Origin of the sequence: Nitratidesulfovibrio sp. SRB-5 (assembly GCF_019931275.1) — a bacterium.
Taxonomy (GTDB): Bacteria; Desulfobacterota; Desulfovibrionia; order Desulfovibrionales; family Desulfovibrionaceae; genus Cupidesulfovibrio.
In genome coordinates this window covers 57,088-72,936 of record NZ_JAIOTY010000004.1, presented here as the reverse complement: position 1 = coordinate 72,936, position 15,849 = coordinate 57,088, and the positions used below count along the sequence as shown (strand labels likewise).

Here is a 15,849-nt window from a genome sequence, read left to right as displayed (position 1 = left end):
TACGCGGCCTGACAGCTAATTTGGTGTCAGTTTTGGTGTCAGTTAGCTACGGCGCCCCGACGCCTCCCGTTTCACTACCCCCATATCACGTCTATCATAGAAACAACTTGACGAATTCATGGGCAAAAGCACCTGCTCACGAATACAGGCGTCCGTCACGCTGTACAACCTATGATGCGGATTTGATTTGTTTTCGGTATAATTTCGGCCAAGTACAGCTCTGTACTCATTGCAGAACCTCTCTTCAGCAGCATTAAATCGCATACCCTCTACTTCAACTAAATCCCACAAATAAAGACCCGCAAATCGTGGCGCTTCATTTATAGACCGCCTATATCGACCAGAGAGCAGCTTTTTCTCTGAATCACTTACACGTTTTTTCAGCTTTTCCATCTCAGATGTAAGTTTTGCATTGCACTCTTTAATTCTTTCATATGCACTGGGATTTTCCTTAGCAAGCAATGCAACGAGCGCATCGTCATTCTTTTCTATTTCCAAAATATCCGCATATGAATTTTCATTAATACTCTCTATATGTTCTGAAATTTTTTCAAAACTATACCTAAAAAAATCATCACGACGCGCGCCAAGCTCTTCAACAATAACGCGGTAAAGATCGTCTGAAATTTTCAACTTCCTGCATATTAGATATTTCATTCTCTCAACACAAATATCTATTGTAATTCTTGCAATTGCAGCCTCAAAGCTAAAGTCAATACTGCCTATTCCGGAAACAGAGCACGTGTAATCGGGGAATTTATCCAGCAAATCTTCATAATACGTGTCATTAAAGCAACAAGCCCTTTTGACACGGTCCCATGGCAAACCATTACCACCATAGAACCTCACTTCTCTCATCTTAAAACCAAATAAAATTTTAGCTTTATACGGAATATCAATACCTGCGTGAATCTCTTCCAAGATCGACTTCCATTTTTCATCTTTCATATAAATAGCCCTGAGCAGCAAAGAACGCCTAGGAACACCAGCATCCCTCATCCCAACATCTGACAAAACATATCCATATTTCGACGAATAGCCATGTGCAGCCATCACATTCGCCACAATCCCGCCCCCCTCCCCGCACCCCTCGACGAATGCAGCCAGTTGGTCGGCTGACATGGCAGCAAACCTGCCATCTTCAATCATATTGAGAAGCTCTAGCTCACACGCCACCGGATCTCCAGCCAGCGCCCCCCCTAGCGATGCTAGATATGCCCCCCCCGCCCTGAGCGCCGTAATAGCCGCCTCAACGCTGTCGTAATTATCTTTATTATCTAGATAGATACGCCTGGCAGCATACTCTCTCCGAATAAACTCAATCGTTCGCCCGTCGGGCAAAATGTCGGCCTTGACTTCCTTTTCCTCCACGACAACCTCCGGCCTTTACCCAGCGAGACCACACAAAACGCCGACTCGCTGGCTTCGGAAAAATAAAAACATGGATGCATGGGACCTCCCCCTGTCATTACGCTGATGCGAGCAACGCTCAGAACCGGAGGAAAAATGCACGCTCAAAAAATACTGAACAACCTGGCCAAGTCCCTGCCGGACATCTTTGCCCGAACCGAAGTGGGCAAGCTTACCGGCGGCCTGATCGCCCCACGAACCTTGGCCAACCTCGACTGCCTTGGCAAGGGCCCTAACGGAAAGGTGAAATTCATGAGGAAGGTTGGCTACGAAAAGACTGCATTCCTGGACTGGTTTGCTGAATATCTCAAGGAGACTGACAATGCATAACGTACTCCACACAGAGTTTCCCGGCCTGTCCCCCTATCACTCCCTGAGTGAGCCCGCACAAGTTTTCGCGCGAGAACTGGCGCAAGAGCTCGGGACTTCGGAAGAGATGGTGGCCTGCACACTGCTGGCAATGTTTGCAGCAGGGCAAATCGGCTCTGAATGTGAGGTATCGAAATCCCACCGCATAGGATTGTCGCTCTATATGGCCATCGGCGCCGAGCCCAGCTCGGGGAAAACCCCTATCATGAAACGCATGAAGCCCACCCTCGACAATCTGATCAGCAAGCACATTGCCCTTCCCCCTGACGAAGCTGCCACCCGACGAGCCCGCAGGGACCTTCTCAGCAGCAGGATTAAAGGCATAAAAACAGCCTTTAAGAAAAAACACAACGCGACAATCCTCACCGAAGACATCAACGAACTTGCTGATCTTCAAAAAGAACTTGACGCGATATCCATTCCGCAAGCCCCCCTCATGGGCAAGATGTCTCCTCAATCCTTCATAAAGGAGCTCAGTTTGCGGAATGGACTCGGCATACTGATCGATGACGAAGGCGCACCTCTTTCATCTTTTCACAAAATCAACCCGGATGATATCACACCATTCCTTGATGCGTGGTCCAACACAACCATTGAGGATATCACAAAGCATGAGCAATTCCACGCAAAAAATCCATCAGTTGTTTTGCTTTGCATGTGGCAAACTCGCCCACTACTAAAGTTACTCCGCACTCCTGAATATAGCGAAAACGGATTAACCGCGCGTTTTTTACCATTTATCATGCCCGCAAGTGAACCAAAAACAGGCTACGGACAAGTCTCCGCCACAGCAGAGCGATGGTACGCTGACCAACTTGAGCGAACCATCATTCAACTCAAGGAGTGCCGAACTCTTACGGGCTGCCATCCCAAGCTCCATCTATCCCATGAAGCCAATATCATGCTTAAGAATTTCCAGACAACATTAACCTGGCAACAAAGACAGAACATGCCCTTCGACAACCATCATGGGATAGCAGGAAAACTACTCGTTCATGCCGTGCGCCTCGCCATGACACTACACGCCATGGAAACCACAAGCCATGGCAACATGGGAATAGACATGAATACCATGCACAGAGCATGCAACCTGGCAATGTTCTTTGGAATGCAGTCTGCGACTATCATTAACACAACCAATCAAGATGAAATGCGAAAGCAGGCACAGCCACTCATAATGACCATCGCCAACAGCCAGCAATTCACCCATATCCACCACGGCTACACCACTACAGAGCTATGCAGACCTCATGGGTTGAGCAAGAAAAAATGTGAACGCATATTGTTCTGGATGATGGCACAAGGATGGATATACCCCCAACAAGCTCAGCGACAACTCCCAACAGGCTCAATAGAGTCATGCGAAATATGGGTGCCGCGCTTCAATTTTTGCACACTACTCTAATACTATCCAAGCACACCCCTGCGTTTTCACGTTTTCAGGGGTGTGCTTTTTTTGAAACATTCTCTTCCTGTCGAACACTTCACTCTGCATATTATAATATGAAAATTTTCCGCCAAATTTCGTATCCTCAAAAACAGCACTGCGAAACGATACGCCAAAAAGATCTTACCGTTCGCGCAGAAGCTCATACCTAGGTAAATGGTATTACATATAACAACAAGAATCCATACATATGCACCGGAACAAATCAAGATCCATACATTCCTGCTCACTGCGAAAATATACCAAAAACACAAAAAGGAATCCGCCATGCCGCATGACACCAAAACTGGGCCTGTCATTGAAAGCATCATGGACAAGTACCACGCTACGTTTGAACAATCCCTTGCTGATCACGGCAAGGTCATGCAGGTCCGACTTGACTTACGCTATCCTGAAAACGGTTACGCCACACCCGACAGCAAACATATCCACGACTTTAGCTATAATCTCAAACGCAGCATTGCACGCCAGAAATTCGCCGGAAATCACGATCCCGACCCCAAACTTCTTTGGGTGAGAGAGCAGAACGAAAGCGAGCACCCACACTACCATGCCCTGGTGCTCGTTAACGGCAATTCTTTGAACAACCCGCACTCGATTTTTGAAAAGGCAGGTCGGCTTTGGGGCAGAGCATTGGGCGTTGATCCCACAGGACTCGTGCATCATTGCGATAAGGACAGACATGGGAACAGGCAGGAAAATGGTATCATGATCAGGCGGGGCTCACCCGACGAGGCTGCCCAACGAGCCAAGTGTGAGCAGCAGGCTTCGTATTTGGCCAAAGCCTACAGCAAGGACACCCGCCCGAAGGGAGCATGGACGTGCGGAGGCACCAGAACCCCAAAGGGTGGGGCAAAATTGACCTTACCCCGCCAAGTATACCAGGGATAAGTTCGTAATCGCGGCTTCAGTCTTTTCACCCTTCACGGCGCAAGAGGATCTGCAACCGAGGGCTGCCGAAGCGGCGGCGCTCCTCGGCCAGACCACGCAGACGGATGCGCAATTCAGCGTCGCGATCCGGGCCTGGCGGCCGTCTGAAGGTCCGTCGGTTCATCTCCATTAGCTGGCAGGCCCGCCGCTCTGAATAACCATGCACATCAATGGCATAACGCACGGCCAAGCGGCGCTCGGCGGGCTCTACCCGTTTTTTCCAAGGACTTCCTTGAGCACCTGGATGTCCAGGGCCTGCTCGGCCACGAGCCGCTTCAGCCGCTGGTTCTCCTCTTCAAGCCCCCTCAAGCGACGCGCCTCGGACACGTCCAGTCCGCCGTACTTGCTGCGCCACTTGTAAAACGTCGCGTCGGACATCCCATGCTGTCGGCACAAAGACGCTACCGCCATCCCGGCTTCGGCCTGCTTGAGAATCCCAATGATCTTCTCCTCGGTGAACCTGCTCTTTCTCATGACGATGGCCTCCTTGGCCTGCGTCACGAACTAATAGCTGGGATACCTGGAGGGGGAAAGGTCAGCATGGCCGAGGCCTTTGTGAACACCTTCAAGCGGGATTACGTGCATGTTCACGCCCGCCCTGATACGGCAACGGTTCTGGCCCAGCTTCCCGGCTGGTTCGAGAGGGACTGATCTGCCGGGCAGGTCACCCTCACAAGGGCTTGCGGATGAAAACCCCCAGAGAATTTATCCGCACATCAGCAACCGCAGGGTGTCCGGTTTAGCAGGGGCAACTCCACGTTGCTTTCAACAAAAGCTACGGATATTGATTAAATCTATCGCTTAGCGCACCTTGCGATAACCAAAAAATTTAAATAGTTGCAGCGGCATTACACCTGTTATCTAGTGGTTGTGGAGGGGCATTATCCATTACTATCTTTCCTAATTCTCTATCCCCATGATGGCCAGTAGCGTGGCAGAATACGACATCCCTTCATCAATAATTCCCGAATAACTCAGCTCGCGATGCAGCAGTTCCTGCAGGCGGACCTTTTTGTTGGCCGCGAGAGTCTGCCATTGCTCGGCAGGTATTGATGGTGATTGCATTCCCAAAATTTTGTCGTCCAAACGCTCAAGCCATGGTGCTCGGTCGCCCTCCGCATTCATTCCAATTCTGACGACATGGTGGCTGGCTTGGCCGTCTTTGCCGTGGGTGCTGATTTTCCAGAGGGTAAGCAGGCCCTCACCTGCTATCCCGATTACCTTCCCGGCCAAGGCCCGAGGTCCTGCATCGGCGGCTGAATATTTGCGCATGAACTGATTGACGACCGGATGCTCCAAACCGACAAGCTGAAGAGTTTCTTCCTGAAGAGCATCGTTACGCTCTGTCGTGAACACCATGTTCGGCTCACCATCTCTGATCAGAGCCCACCTGCCATCGACCTCTTTTTTGAAATTCCACCCGGCGAGTCGGGCCGACCGTGCAATGAAATTGACAAGGCGCTGCATTCCTCGCCCTTCGTCGTCGAACTTCTGGTAGTCGCCAAGATTGAACTGGTCGAGCTCCTGGAAGAGCTCAAAGACAACCTGACGTGCCAAATTGGCATTGCTCATGGCAACTTCCAGCTCCTGACGGGTTCGCTTCAGGGTTGGATCGCCAATGGCATCTTGATAGAGCCGGTCATAACTCAAGGTACTGCTGAGCTGGCCCAACACCTGAATCCGTAAATCCTCGGCGACCTGCCCCTGTTCATCCACTTTACCCAGGGTTCTGGCGATGTCGTTCAGCTTTTCCTCAAGCAGCAGATAGATCTGGCCTTCAATGGTGTCTGCTGCCACGAGGTTGTAAACCTGCGCGGTTGATTCCTGCCCATAGCGGTGGATGCGGCCTATGCGCTGCTCGAGATCCATGGGATTCCAGGGCAGGTCGTAGTTGAAGAGGATACGGGCAAACTGGAGATTGATGCCTTCACGACCGGCAGCGGTGCAGACGAGAACCTTGGGTCCATCCTTCCTACGGAATCTCTTTTGGACGGCTGTTTTCGCTCCGTGATCTCCGCCTTTGAGGACATCGACACCCGCACTGGGAAAAACTTCATCCAGTTGCTTCTTGATGGCCTCGACCGTGCCCAAGTAGGTGGCGAAGATAACGACTTTTTCATCGGGGTTCTGCTGCCAGATCTGGCGCAGGGCATGAACGAGCATTGCGGTCTTTGACTCGATGCCGTCCGGGAACTCGGTAAGAAGATCGAGTATCCGTTGCCGTTCTTCCGGCAGCGCAACCACGACCAGCATGGCGGCCGATTCCTCTCCGGCACCGGCTTCACATTCAGAATCAGAATAGCTTTCAGCTGTCGAGGCAAAGGAGAGCGCTTCGTTTCGCTTTTTCAACAGCTGATATTTTGCGTCCGCGAAGATCTGATCGGTCTGGGCGTTGCCCACGGCGTCATACGGGATGGAGTAGATGTCGTGAATGATCTGTCGGGCATCCTCGAAGACCCTGTTCCGGCCATCTACATCCAGCAATTCGTCACGCTCAATTCCTTCCTGAATGGTCAACATCAGCAACCGTCGCTGAAGGGTCGAGCGGATAGCAGCAAAGCTACTGGCGGCGATTTTCTGAAACACCGTCATCACAAAACCCAGCGCCCGGCCTTTGTTGCCTTGCTGAGCTGCCAGGTTGTAGCCATCCCGTAGATAATCCAGGAGCGCGTTGTAGAACTCCTTTTCCCGCTCCGACAACTCAAACCCCTCAGTATGAACCATGCGGCGGACAAACAGCGGGCTACCATCCTGGGCACAGGCATCCGCCTTGGTGCGGCGAATGACGACCGCATTGAGACGGTGCCTGTTTGTGACCATGTCCCGATCGCTCTCAAATAGCTCGGGGCTTAACAGCCTGATCAGCATCCAGAATCGGAAATGGTCGCCCTGGTGCGGCGTTGCCGACAGGAGAATGAGGTCCCGGCAGTGGTCACGAATCGCTTCGGCAAGTTTGAAATTTTCGGTCTTCTTGACCTTGTTGCCGTAGCGATAAACGCTCAGATGATGGGCTTCGTCGAAGACCACCAGATCCCAGGGCGGTGCAGCGAGAAGCTTCTTCACTCGCGCGGGGCGCTTGAGCGTGTCGACCGAGACGATCAGGCGATTGTGTTTGGCAAAGGCGTTGGTTTTGCGGTCGGTAACATCCCCCTCGCTGCCGAACACCTCAAAGTCGAGATTGAAAACTTCATTCAGTTCCCTGCGCCAGTTGTCCACCAGCCCGGCGGGGACGATCATGATGGCCCGGCTCAGCTCACCCCGGGAAGCCAGCTCACGAAGGATGAGCGCGGCCTCGATAGTTTTACCCAGGCCAACCTCGTCGGCTACCAGGAAGCGTTTGGGGCGGGCATTGGCCACACGGTGGACCAGCACCACCTGGTGCGGCAACAAGTCTACCTTTGCAGAAGTCAAGGTCGCGGCGCTTTCCATCAGCGGTAGTTCTTCGGCTTCCACTGCCAACCAGAGCTGTTCAAGCCGTTCCGGTGTTGCCGGAATCATGCTTTGGACGATCTGATCGAACCGGTCGGTCGCTGTCCGTAACGAGTCGGCAGGTACCTGCCGCTCCCCATGAGCGCGAAAGAAGACCGTGATGTACCCCGTCGGCTCTCGACCGACGACGACGCCATCCCCCAGCTCCGGGTGGTTGATCTTCAGGCCGGGGCGTATCTCATGATATGCGTGCGACATAGTAGCCAACTATGACCTCTTCTCCTGAATTATCGCCTTCTCGAATAACCCGTTTCATATTGACTGTGGCGCTGCCATCCCAGAGCCCTTCGGACAGTCGCACCTGCTTGCGGTCGCGACGACGAAACAAAACCTCCTCTTCCAGCGAAGTTTCTTCAAAGGTCTTGTGGTGGGATGTGAACCCGAACACCACACCGCAATCGGTCCAGCGGTTCTGAAGATGGATCAGCAACGGACGTATCCGGCGGCACAGAAAGTCTTCGGTTCCCTGCGGATCCATGGTTTCGATGATCGTCTCCAGCCCGGAGATAAGGATGGTTCGGCCCGGGACAGGCGGCTCGGCGGGTAGCCCCTTGGACCAGGAGAGAGCCTGTCGCAGGGAGATCACCGCGCCTTCGGAGATGAACGGGCCGAGGCTCTTCTGGTCGAAGATGACGCAGGACCCTTTGCGTTGCCAGACGGTATTGGTAATGGTGTCCATCAATCGTTCTCCTCCAGCAGATCAAAGAGCGTCCGCTGAACAGCTTGGGGCCGATCCTTGCGGTTCCGCCAATGCTCGACCAGTTGGGCCGCTGTCCGCGCCGCCATACGGTTGGCAGAGTTCTTATCCACCTCCGCATACCATTTCAGGATTTCATCCACCGATTTCTTGATGCGGAAGTTTGGATTATTCAGTTCCGCATCGATCCTCAGCCCCGAGTTGGGATAGGCCGCCCCGATAAGAAAATGGGCTTGATCAAGGTCGGTTTTGATGACCTTGCGATTGCGTCCCCGTTCGGTAAAATAGGCCATCCTTTCATTCACAGGGACGACATGAATTTCTCGGCCGACGACTCTGATCCACCCCCTGGCTTCCAAATCCCCCTGGGCGATGCCGGTGCCGCGCAAGGTTTTGTGGAGCTCGTCACGCGCCATTTCTGTGCATTTTTTGAATAAGCGGAGGTAGAGACGGCTGGCCGGTTCGGCGCTATCTGGCGGTCGCAGTCCGCCGGTCTGGGTCGTGTCTTCCAGAAGGTCGTCGAGGAGTTGGTTGATGCCGAGTAGGGCGTCGCGCACGTCCAGCACCTGGCCGTCACCGGTGAACACCTGGCCGTAATGACGGGAGTAGAATTCAAGGGATTTGCCGCGCAGGATCACCCGCAGGTCGGATTCGGGCAAGGTCTTGCCGTGGGTGTGCTCAAGGAGATCCTTCAGCCGAACCGTCTCCTCTTTTACCCAGCGGCGCATCCGCGCCCAGCTGACCGCCTCGGGCGCAGCAAGGCGTTTACGACAAACGTGGATGATGTCGTATTCGATCTTACGGCTGCCAAAGGCTCCGGAATCGCCCTTGGTCTCGTCGCTGCGGATGGGATAGGTCGCCACCAGCACATAGCCCGCGTCGAAGAGGGCCTTAAGGATATCGATCCAGGCCTGATCCTCGTTATGGTGGAAGGTAAAGGCCATGATGCCGCCATCTTTAAGGCGACGGCCTGCCTCGGCCCAGACGGCTGACAGGGTCTGGCTGTAGAAATCACTGGAGGGTTGCGGTCGATAGAGCGGATTCGGGTCCTTCTCCGCCAGGGCAGCGTCGCCAGTGAGTTCCTGAATGCGAGACAGATGCTTCGATTCGATGAAAGGCTCTTTCTCGTAGCCTTCCCGGTCGTCTGGATGCTCTACCGAGTTGTCCACCGCCTCCATGCTGTGGGGGGTGCGCTCCGGTTCGAAGTAGGCCGCTTCTGGCAATCCTGCATACCAATTACGAAGGGGCAGACGAAGCCAGACATAAAAGAAATCAGAAAGGTCGGCGTAGAAGAGGTTGTTTCCGAACGGTGGATCGGTGATCACCAGATCGAACGGCTCGTTGCCCAACATCGACAAGTCCGTGGATGAACCGCAATAGGGCTCGTTTCCGGGAATAAGCGGATCTCCTAACTCAAGGCGTTGACCTTTCGCCTTTTCGGTCTCGGGCAACAACAGACATTCCCAAGGGTTATTTGCCCACTCAAGCCCTGAAATAACCGTGTCTTGGTTGGATTCAACGTTTCCCCTTCCTCTTTTATGAAAAACACAATTTTCAACCACCAATGCCTTTGGATGGAAATTTGCGTTAGACATCATGGGAACCAATTTGTCGTAACCGGTATCCCAGAAACAGAACATGTTCTGATTACGTAGATATTGCTGAAAAGCCCCAAGCGCTTGTTCCCTAACATCCAGCGGCCAAGCGTCTTCTGGCGCTTCTGTAATAGCCTTGAGAAGATGGGTGTGGACCAACAACTGGCGAGGATTAAACATCTTCCACCAATGTGTGTATCCCCAATTCGGGATACCGCCATTCAGTTTGTGAGTCATGTATGAAACCCACAATTCTGATTTTGGCCAGTATTCAGCTAAATCGCTATCTGAGCGTCTACTCCATTCTTTTTCCGTTTCGATTATACGTCTTATGTCATATCCATCAGGTGCTTTGAAATAACGCCCCCCGTAGGTATAGCCCTCGGCCTCACATTGCGGACAATGGCATTGCAGTGTGTAGGCTGCCACCGGGGCAGTGTGTTCTGTGGGACGCACCGTTTCAAGAATGTTGCCTTCACGGCCACAGGCGGCACAGGTGAAATGTGCTCGGCGCGGCACGGTTCCCTGACCGGTTTCGATCACCGCCCCATCGGCCAAGGTGACTATGTCGGGAAGGGATTTGCCGCGCACCTCGATCACGCGCAGATGTTCCATCCGCTTTTCATACCAATCCGAGGTTGCTTCAGCAGGCGCACCGGCCCAGCCGCCCAGTTCCTCTTCGCCGACAAACCCCGATGCCCCCTTCATCCATTCGGGATGTATGAGCAGGTACATCTGTACCGGTTTGCTTTTGAGGGCGAAGTCTTTTTTTTTGCGCGGGGTAGCGCGGAGATCTGGCTGGGCATGACGGTCAAAGACATCGGCCAGACGTTTCCCGGCAAAGGTGCTGCAATGGGGGCAATGGAGTCCTGGTTCCTGCGCTGTCGCCGCCTTCAAGGCCAACGCCCGTTCCCAGGTGTCGTTGGCGTTGCCCTTGTCGTAGTCGTTCAGCAGGCGGGCGAAATCCTGGGTAAGTTCGGTGAACGGGGTGTCGCCTTCCACGATGATCCGCTCCGCACCAGGGGCCATGCGAGTCTCGCCCAGTTCGGCATGAAACAGCGTGCCGCAGCCGGGGCAGGTTAGCTCGGCGTAACCCGTTGAGAGCTTTTTCTCGGCAATGACCGGTGTGCGAAAAATCGGAGTGCGATGGCCGCAGCCCTTGGCTTGGCAGGGTCCATGTTTGGCCCAGAAGGTATAGATGACCTCCGGCCCTTCCCAGCGGTACCGGGAACGCTGGTCGGGAGGCAGCTCGATGGGATCGAGGCTGACTGCTTCACCGGTTTCCACGTCAATCCACCGCCCCTGGTGGCCTCGCGGGCAGGTGGTTGTATAGAACGGCTGAATCTGGGGTTTAACCTGGCGTTCGATCTCTTCAAAAAGGGCCTTGACCTGTTCCGGATCGCTGCAGGCCAGTTCGTTCTTGACGACGAACCAGGCCACCGGGTTGATATCTACACCGGTCATCTGCATGCCGAGGCGTGAGCCCTCCACCAGAGTGGTGCCGCCGCCCATGAAGCAATCCAGCACCTTCAGATTCTTGAAGGAGCCTGCCTTCTGGTGGTTGCAGTAGTAATGGTCCCAGACAAGTTTAGATGCCTCGTTGGGGTCGGCCGGAGCCTCGGTCGCCGCCGCAATCAGCATGGAGCGAAAAACACTGGAACGCCGCCGCGCCCACCATTTGGACATCTGATAGATGGGCTTGCCCGCGTTGCCTTCCAGATTGGAGAGAGCATTGATCTGCGCGATGGGAAAGTCTGCCTCCAGGCAGGTGGGCTTGCGATTCGGATCGGAGAAATCCGGCACCGGCAATTTGACCGCCTTGCCGAGCTTGTCGGGGAGCAGCCCTGTTTGTTTGTCGGCTTTTGACTTTCGTCCATTTTTCTTGGGGGCTGCTGCGCTCTTCTCAACCGCATTACCCCAAAGATCGACTTGTTTTGGATTCTGATCGCTCATAGCGCGGGAAACTCCATGTAGGGCACGGTAACCTCGAGAAGGCTCATTCCGCCGTGGCAGACATGGGGGAATCCCCCCTGTACCTTCCACTTCCGTTGGCCCATGACCACGTGCTGGTTATTATTCGTCATAACGATGGGCGGCATGAATCGCTTCTGCCAAGGCTCGGAAACAGCCTTGTTGCGAGATGCGCCGAAGGTCTTCCGCAATATTTCAATGGCATCCGGGTCCTCGACCTCCGAGGAAAAGCGTTTACTGACCGCATAGCCATGGTCCGAGGTGACAATCAGACCCCGGCCTTGGCGCAGGCGATTGACAAAGTTCCAGAAGCCATCGCTCTGCAAGGTGCTGGTAGCAATGCCGGCGATCTGGTCCGGCAGTTTGTTTTGAAGGTGGATCAGGTCATCCAGCCATGAATGCCAAATCACCATGTTTGGCGATGGGGGGACAGCACAGTCTTCAAAAGGAAGGCTCACCACATCGGTGTAACAATTGCCGCCAAAGAGAGCGAAGGTGCCAGGCTTTCCGTCGTTGGCCAATGCGCTTCGGGAAGGAAGCCCGAGGCTTTTGGCAAAGTGATCGGTGGTGGAGGGGCATTCAGAGCCCGTGACCTTCACTTGTACCGGTTGAATACCTCGTGCTTCTGCTGCCCCCATGAGGATGGGCAGCTCGCGGAGCGACAGGGCATCTAGAATCAGAACAGCCTTTCCGGAACCTACTGCCCAGCCTTTAAGGTTGTCAGACGTTTTCTCGGCGTGCATTGGGAATGCTTCCCACAGCTCCCATGCCGCTTCGGTCAGTAGGCGATCCGGTATAACGGTCGCATCATGCAGCGCGACCGGAGACGAGCTGGATCTCGACAGTAATTGCAGCGCAGAAAAGATCTCCGCCCAAGCGTCTTGGGGAGATTCCGAGTCGAGAATGATACCGCTCCAATCCGTGCTCATTGCTCCCCTCCATCTTTGTAGGCAATCTCAAGGGTCGCTTTGAAGGTGGACGGAATCCGCTGCAGAATCTGTTTGATCTGCTGGGCCGTCAGTCCAGAGAACTCAATCCTCGCCGTTTCGATGGCCTGACTTGTGGGTACACCCCAGGTTTCGAAACAGCCGGAGAGGTTAATTCCGGTGGCGGGTTCTTCTGCTTTGTTGGTCTTGATGGCCGGGATTAGTTCGGGAGGAATAACCCCGCCGGTACCGGCCGTGTCCCCCGGTTCACCAGTCTCACCTATGGTTCCGCCTCCACCGGAAGTAGTCGGAGGATATGGCGTGCCAGTACCACCACCCGCCGGGGGGATGGGTCCACCAGTTCCTGGCTGCGTGGTGCCACCTGGGGGAGGATTGGGAACAGTGACAGTGCCTCCGCCTACTGCCCCGGGAAGGCCGAGCTGAATCTGCCTCATCTCCTGGCCGGTTCTGAACGCCTTGCCACGTATATAGCGCAGGGCATCTTCATCGGTGGCGTCTTCCGAACGTCGGCCGATCCAGGTGCCGCTCACATTGAGCACAAGGTCGCCAGAGGCGGCAATATCCAATACGAATTCATAGATCTTCGTTTCGCCGAGGAAGGGAATCGCTTCTCCGGCATTCGGTGGCGGCGGTTCGGTGAGGTCATCCATCATGGAGCCGACAAAATCTGAATCCTTGGCCCGTTTCAGGACAAACTGCTTGAATTCGGTCTGGTCGAAAAGATCGGACAGAATCTTTGCCTCAACCGCCGTCGGGATATCTCCACCTTGCTCGGTTATCTTTTCGATCTCGAAAGTGCAGTTCTGCGGCTGCTGAAAATCCCATTTGCGCAGCACGGCGAACCGGTTGAATCTGGATTTCAGCGAAGCTCGCAGTGGGCGGTCGAAATCCTGATGCAAGGCGCGATAGGTTGTGTCCGAGCCCCATCCCTCCCGGGAGCAGAGGAAGCTGCACCTGGCCGAATAGATAAGCTCGTCATCAGAAAAGAGGCTCTGTGTGTCAGCGGCTGGAAGCAGGAAGCGAACGGTGTTGCGCCTTTTCTGAACATGCTTGGCCAACCAGGCTCCCAAGGTGGTGTTGATACCTATTGGGCCGCCTTCGATCTGGTCGGGAACAACCAGCAGCACAGGTCTATCCCATTTTGCCGGTCTATCGGCCTCATCCACATCGCTCCAGGGATCGGTTTTCCAATTAGGGCCAAGAATTATGACCCGAGAAGGCGGCGAGGTGGTCTCAGGAACCAAAATGTGCCGCAGGGTATTCCGGACATGTTGCACATCTTTACCCGGGTAAACGGTCTGGCCCGCTGTTGGCACGGCCCCGATATCCCAGAGTTTGTTGTTCTTCGCACAGGCGCGAACCTTGGAGCGAGGGTTTTCATTCACGCCGAACCAAAGCGGCCCCCCCGGGACTTCGTCGCCATGGATATTGACGCTGTTTTCAATGAGCAGCGCCAGTTCGGCTTGAAAAGAATTATCGTCAATGGCCGCTCCCCTGGTGATATCCAGATGCAGGATTGCCGGTGTGCCTCCGGCATTTTTCCCTGGGGACATCGAGCGCATCCAGATGGTGCTTACCAACTCTCGGGCATTAGGTACGTTGACGCCGGAGTCACGAACAGCCTCAAGGTTGCGCTGGGCGATTTGCCGCAGCTTTTCTTGCCCGGCTTGGACAGCTATCGAGTCAACAAGGGTCTGAACCTCATCGGAATCCCCATCGACAAAGAAATCTGCAGGCGTGATGACCGGAACCAAATCGCCGCGACTTCTGAAAACCTGAGCAAGAATACGGATAAGGTCGCGAGTCTCCTGCGCTGCGGAAGACAAAAGGATGTGGTCTTCAAGGAGGTCCAGAAGTTCCGGGCTAAAAGGCCAGCAGGCGAATGCCTCTTGTTGAACCCGCTCTTTTTCCGCTTCCGATTTGTTCGTGTGCAACAACCGAAATCTTTCGGTCGCATAGGCACCGCTTGTGGTGATGATGTCCGATTCCGGAATATTTCGACGATTTTCAAAGAGACGATGCAGGAGAAGTTTCTGGCGGTCCTGCTTTGCCGATGGACCTCGGAAATCGATGATAACCGGCCCTTGCCGATGGACCTGCTGAAAGGCGTCGTTTTGGTTGTTCAACACCGAGATGACGAAGATGAGGATCTCTGGCCGATCCTTTGCGATCTCGGAAAGAATCTGTACGAAATTGAAAGCGTACTGCTTGAGAAGAAGCCCTGTCTTGGGATCTTTGTCCGGCAGCCCTGTATACCAGGTCTGAAATTCGTCCAAGATAAGACAGGTTGGCTGGTCCTCGAACATCTTTTCCAGCAACGTCCGAGGCGGGAACGGCTGGGTCATACTCTCAAATTGGCCACGGTAATACTGGCCCTTTGGGTGTCGATCAAAGAGGAGGTCCCAGAGCAGCGGGTACTCATGGTTATGAACCGGCTCAGAGATCGGCACATACCCTTTAAGCATTTCGGCATTTTTCAGCTCGTCGCTGCCGACCTTGTTTCCCCAATCCTTGAGCCACGACTCAACGACTTCAGGAGACTGAATGCCGTGATGCATCACCGCCATGATGTGCGATTTACCACGCCCGCGATCACCCATCAGGACGATAGGGCGTCCAGATTTCTTGGCGCTGATCGCCTTCAATGCCGTCTGGACATCTGCAGTAGGATACGTGATGGAAAGAATGTGATCCGGGGATTTTTGAGCCGCCCCCTGGTTATCACTCGTGCGAAGTGAAATTGCGGTCCCGGGCATGTGCGTCCCGAGAAACTCGTCTCTTAGTTTTAACCCGAGCATATAATGCTTCCTTTATAGTAGCGATTTCTTGTCATGGCTTTATCATCGTTAATTGGGGGCATCACGTGATAGGTAGATTTATGGCATGCTATTGGTCTTGATATCCGCTGTGTTAAAACGATGTTTTCTGCGTGTTGATATCGAGTTCTTGCATTACATTTGCGATATAGATATGCCTTATATAATTTTTTCAGAT

9 protein-coding genes and 2 pseudogenes are annotated in these 15,849 nt (G+C 53.8%); 4 read left to right on the top strand and 7 right to left on the bottom strand.

Translation table 11 applies throughout. From position 1 onward, the window contains the following. Positions 1–42 precede the first annotated feature (42 nt). A complete protein-coding gene (locus K6142_RS15485) occupies positions 43–1,371 on the bottom strand; it encodes a hypothetical protein (RefSeq protein ID WP_190244654.1) in 1,329 nt (442 codons plus the stop codon). 135 nt (positions 1,372–1,506) lie between these two features. On the opposite strand from K6142_RS15485, the gene K6142_RS15480 reads away from it, so the two are divergent. The 3 genes from K6142_RS15480 (at position 1,507) to K6142_RS15470 (ending at position 4,117) form a co-directional block, all read left to right on the top strand. Continuing rightward, on the top strand, positions 1,507–1,740 hold the full coding sequence (locus tag K6142_RS15480; protein ID WP_190244653.1) for a hypothetical protein: 234 nt from the start codon (positions 1,507–1,509) through the stop codon (positions 1,738–1,740). Beyond that, a complete protein-coding gene (locus K6142_RS15475) occupies positions 1,733–3,184 on the top strand; it encodes a DUF3987 domain-containing protein (RefSeq protein ID WP_190244652.1) in 1,452 nt (483 codons plus the stop codon). Before K6142_RS15480 ends, K6142_RS15475 begins: the two co-directional genes overlap by 8 nt. A 309-nt stretch (positions 3,185–3,493) precedes the next feature. Further along, positions 3,494–4,117, top strand: coding sequence for an inovirus-type Gp2 protein (locus K6142_RS15470; protein WP_190244651.1), 624 nt, complete (start codon positions 3,494–3,496; stop codon positions 4,115–4,117). A 28-nt stretch (positions 4,118–4,145) separates the two neighbouring features. Here the strand turns inward: K6142_RS15470 and K6142_RS15465 are convergent. Then, positions 4,146–4,630, bottom strand: a pseudogene (locus tag K6142_RS15465) (transposase); the annotation flags it as partial. A gap of 66 nt (positions 4,631–4,696) precedes the next feature. On the opposite strand from K6142_RS15465, the pseudogene K6142_RS15460 reads away from it, so the two are divergent. Further along, a pseudogene (locus K6142_RS15460) lies at positions 4,697–4,899 on the top strand (IS3 family transposase); the annotation flags it as partial. 157 nt (positions 4,900–5,056) lie between these two features. On the opposite strand, the gene K6142_RS15455 reads toward K6142_RS15460, so the two are convergent. The 5 genes from K6142_RS15455 to K6142_RS15435 are packed head-to-tail and all read right to left on the bottom strand — an operon-like array spanning position 5,057 to position 15,653. Continuing rightward, positions 5,057–7,843 carry a DEAD/DEAH box helicase gene (locus K6142_RS15455; protein WP_190244649.1) on the bottom strand — a complete coding sequence of 929 codons (2,787 nt, stop codon included), beginning with the start codon at positions 7,841–7,843 and terminating at the stop codon, positions 5,057–5,059. Beyond that, positions 7,824–8,324 (bottom strand): hypothetical protein, encoded by a 501-nt coding sequence (locus tag K6142_RS15450; protein WP_190244648.1) that lies wholly within the window; start codon positions 8,322–8,324, stop codon positions 7,824–7,826. Before K6142_RS15450 ends, K6142_RS15455 begins: the two co-directional genes overlap by 20 nt. Further along, the gene (locus tag K6142_RS15445; RefSeq protein WP_190244647.1) at positions 8,324–11,890 is read right to left on the bottom strand and encodes a DUF1156 domain-containing protein; all 3,567 of its coding nucleotides are present in this window, start codon (positions 11,888–11,890) and stop codon (positions 8,324–8,326) included. Before K6142_RS15445 ends, K6142_RS15450 begins: the two co-directional genes overlap by 1 nt. Beyond that, positions 11,887–12,837 carry a hypothetical protein gene (locus K6142_RS15440; RefSeq protein ID WP_190244646.1) on the bottom strand — a complete coding sequence of 317 codons (951 nt, stop codon included), beginning with the start codon at positions 12,835–12,837 and terminating at the stop codon, positions 11,887–11,889. Before K6142_RS15440 ends, K6142_RS15445 begins: the two co-directional genes overlap by 4 nt. Beyond that, positions 12,834–15,653: a DUF499 domain-containing protein gene (locus tag K6142_RS15435; protein ID WP_190244645.1), complete on the bottom strand. Its 2,820-nt coding sequence runs from the start codon at positions 15,651–15,653 to the stop codon at positions 12,834–12,836. Before K6142_RS15435 ends, K6142_RS15440 begins: the two co-directional genes overlap by 4 nt. Positions 15,654–15,849: the final 196 nt, after the last annotated feature.

Excerpts from the sequence above, each read along its gene's own strand:
- K6142_RS15480 (WP_190244653.1), top strand. The coding sequence starts at position 1,507 with ATGCACGCTCAAAAAATACTGAACAACCTGGCCAAGTCCCTGCCGGAC.
- K6142_RS15475 (WP_190244652.1), top strand. The coding sequence starts at position 1,733 with ATGCATAACGTACTCCACACAGAGTTTCCCGGCCTGTCCCCCTATCAC.
- K6142_RS15470 (WP_190244651.1), top strand. The coding sequence starts at position 3,494 with ATGCCGCATGACACCAAAACTGGGCCTGTCATTGAAAGCATCATGGAC.
- K6142_RS15455 (WP_190244649.1), bottom strand. The coding sequence starts at position 7,843 with ATGTCGCACGCATATCATGAGATACGCCCCGGCCTGAAGATCAACCAC.
- K6142_RS15450 (WP_190244648.1), bottom strand. The coding sequence starts at position 8,324 with ATGGACACCATTACCAATACCGTCTGGCAACGCAAAGGGTCCTGCGTC.
- K6142_RS15445 (WP_190244647.1), bottom strand. The coding sequence starts at position 11,890 with ATGAGCGATCAGAATCCAAAACAAGTCGATCTTTGGGGTAATGCGGTT.
- K6142_RS15440 (WP_190244646.1), bottom strand. The coding sequence starts at position 12,837 with ATGAGCACGGATTGGAGCGGTATCATTCTCGACTCGGAATCTCCCCAA.
- K6142_RS15435 (WP_190244645.1), bottom strand. The coding sequence starts at position 15,653 with ATGCTCGGGTTAAAACTAAGAGACGAGTTTCTCGGGACGCACATGCCC.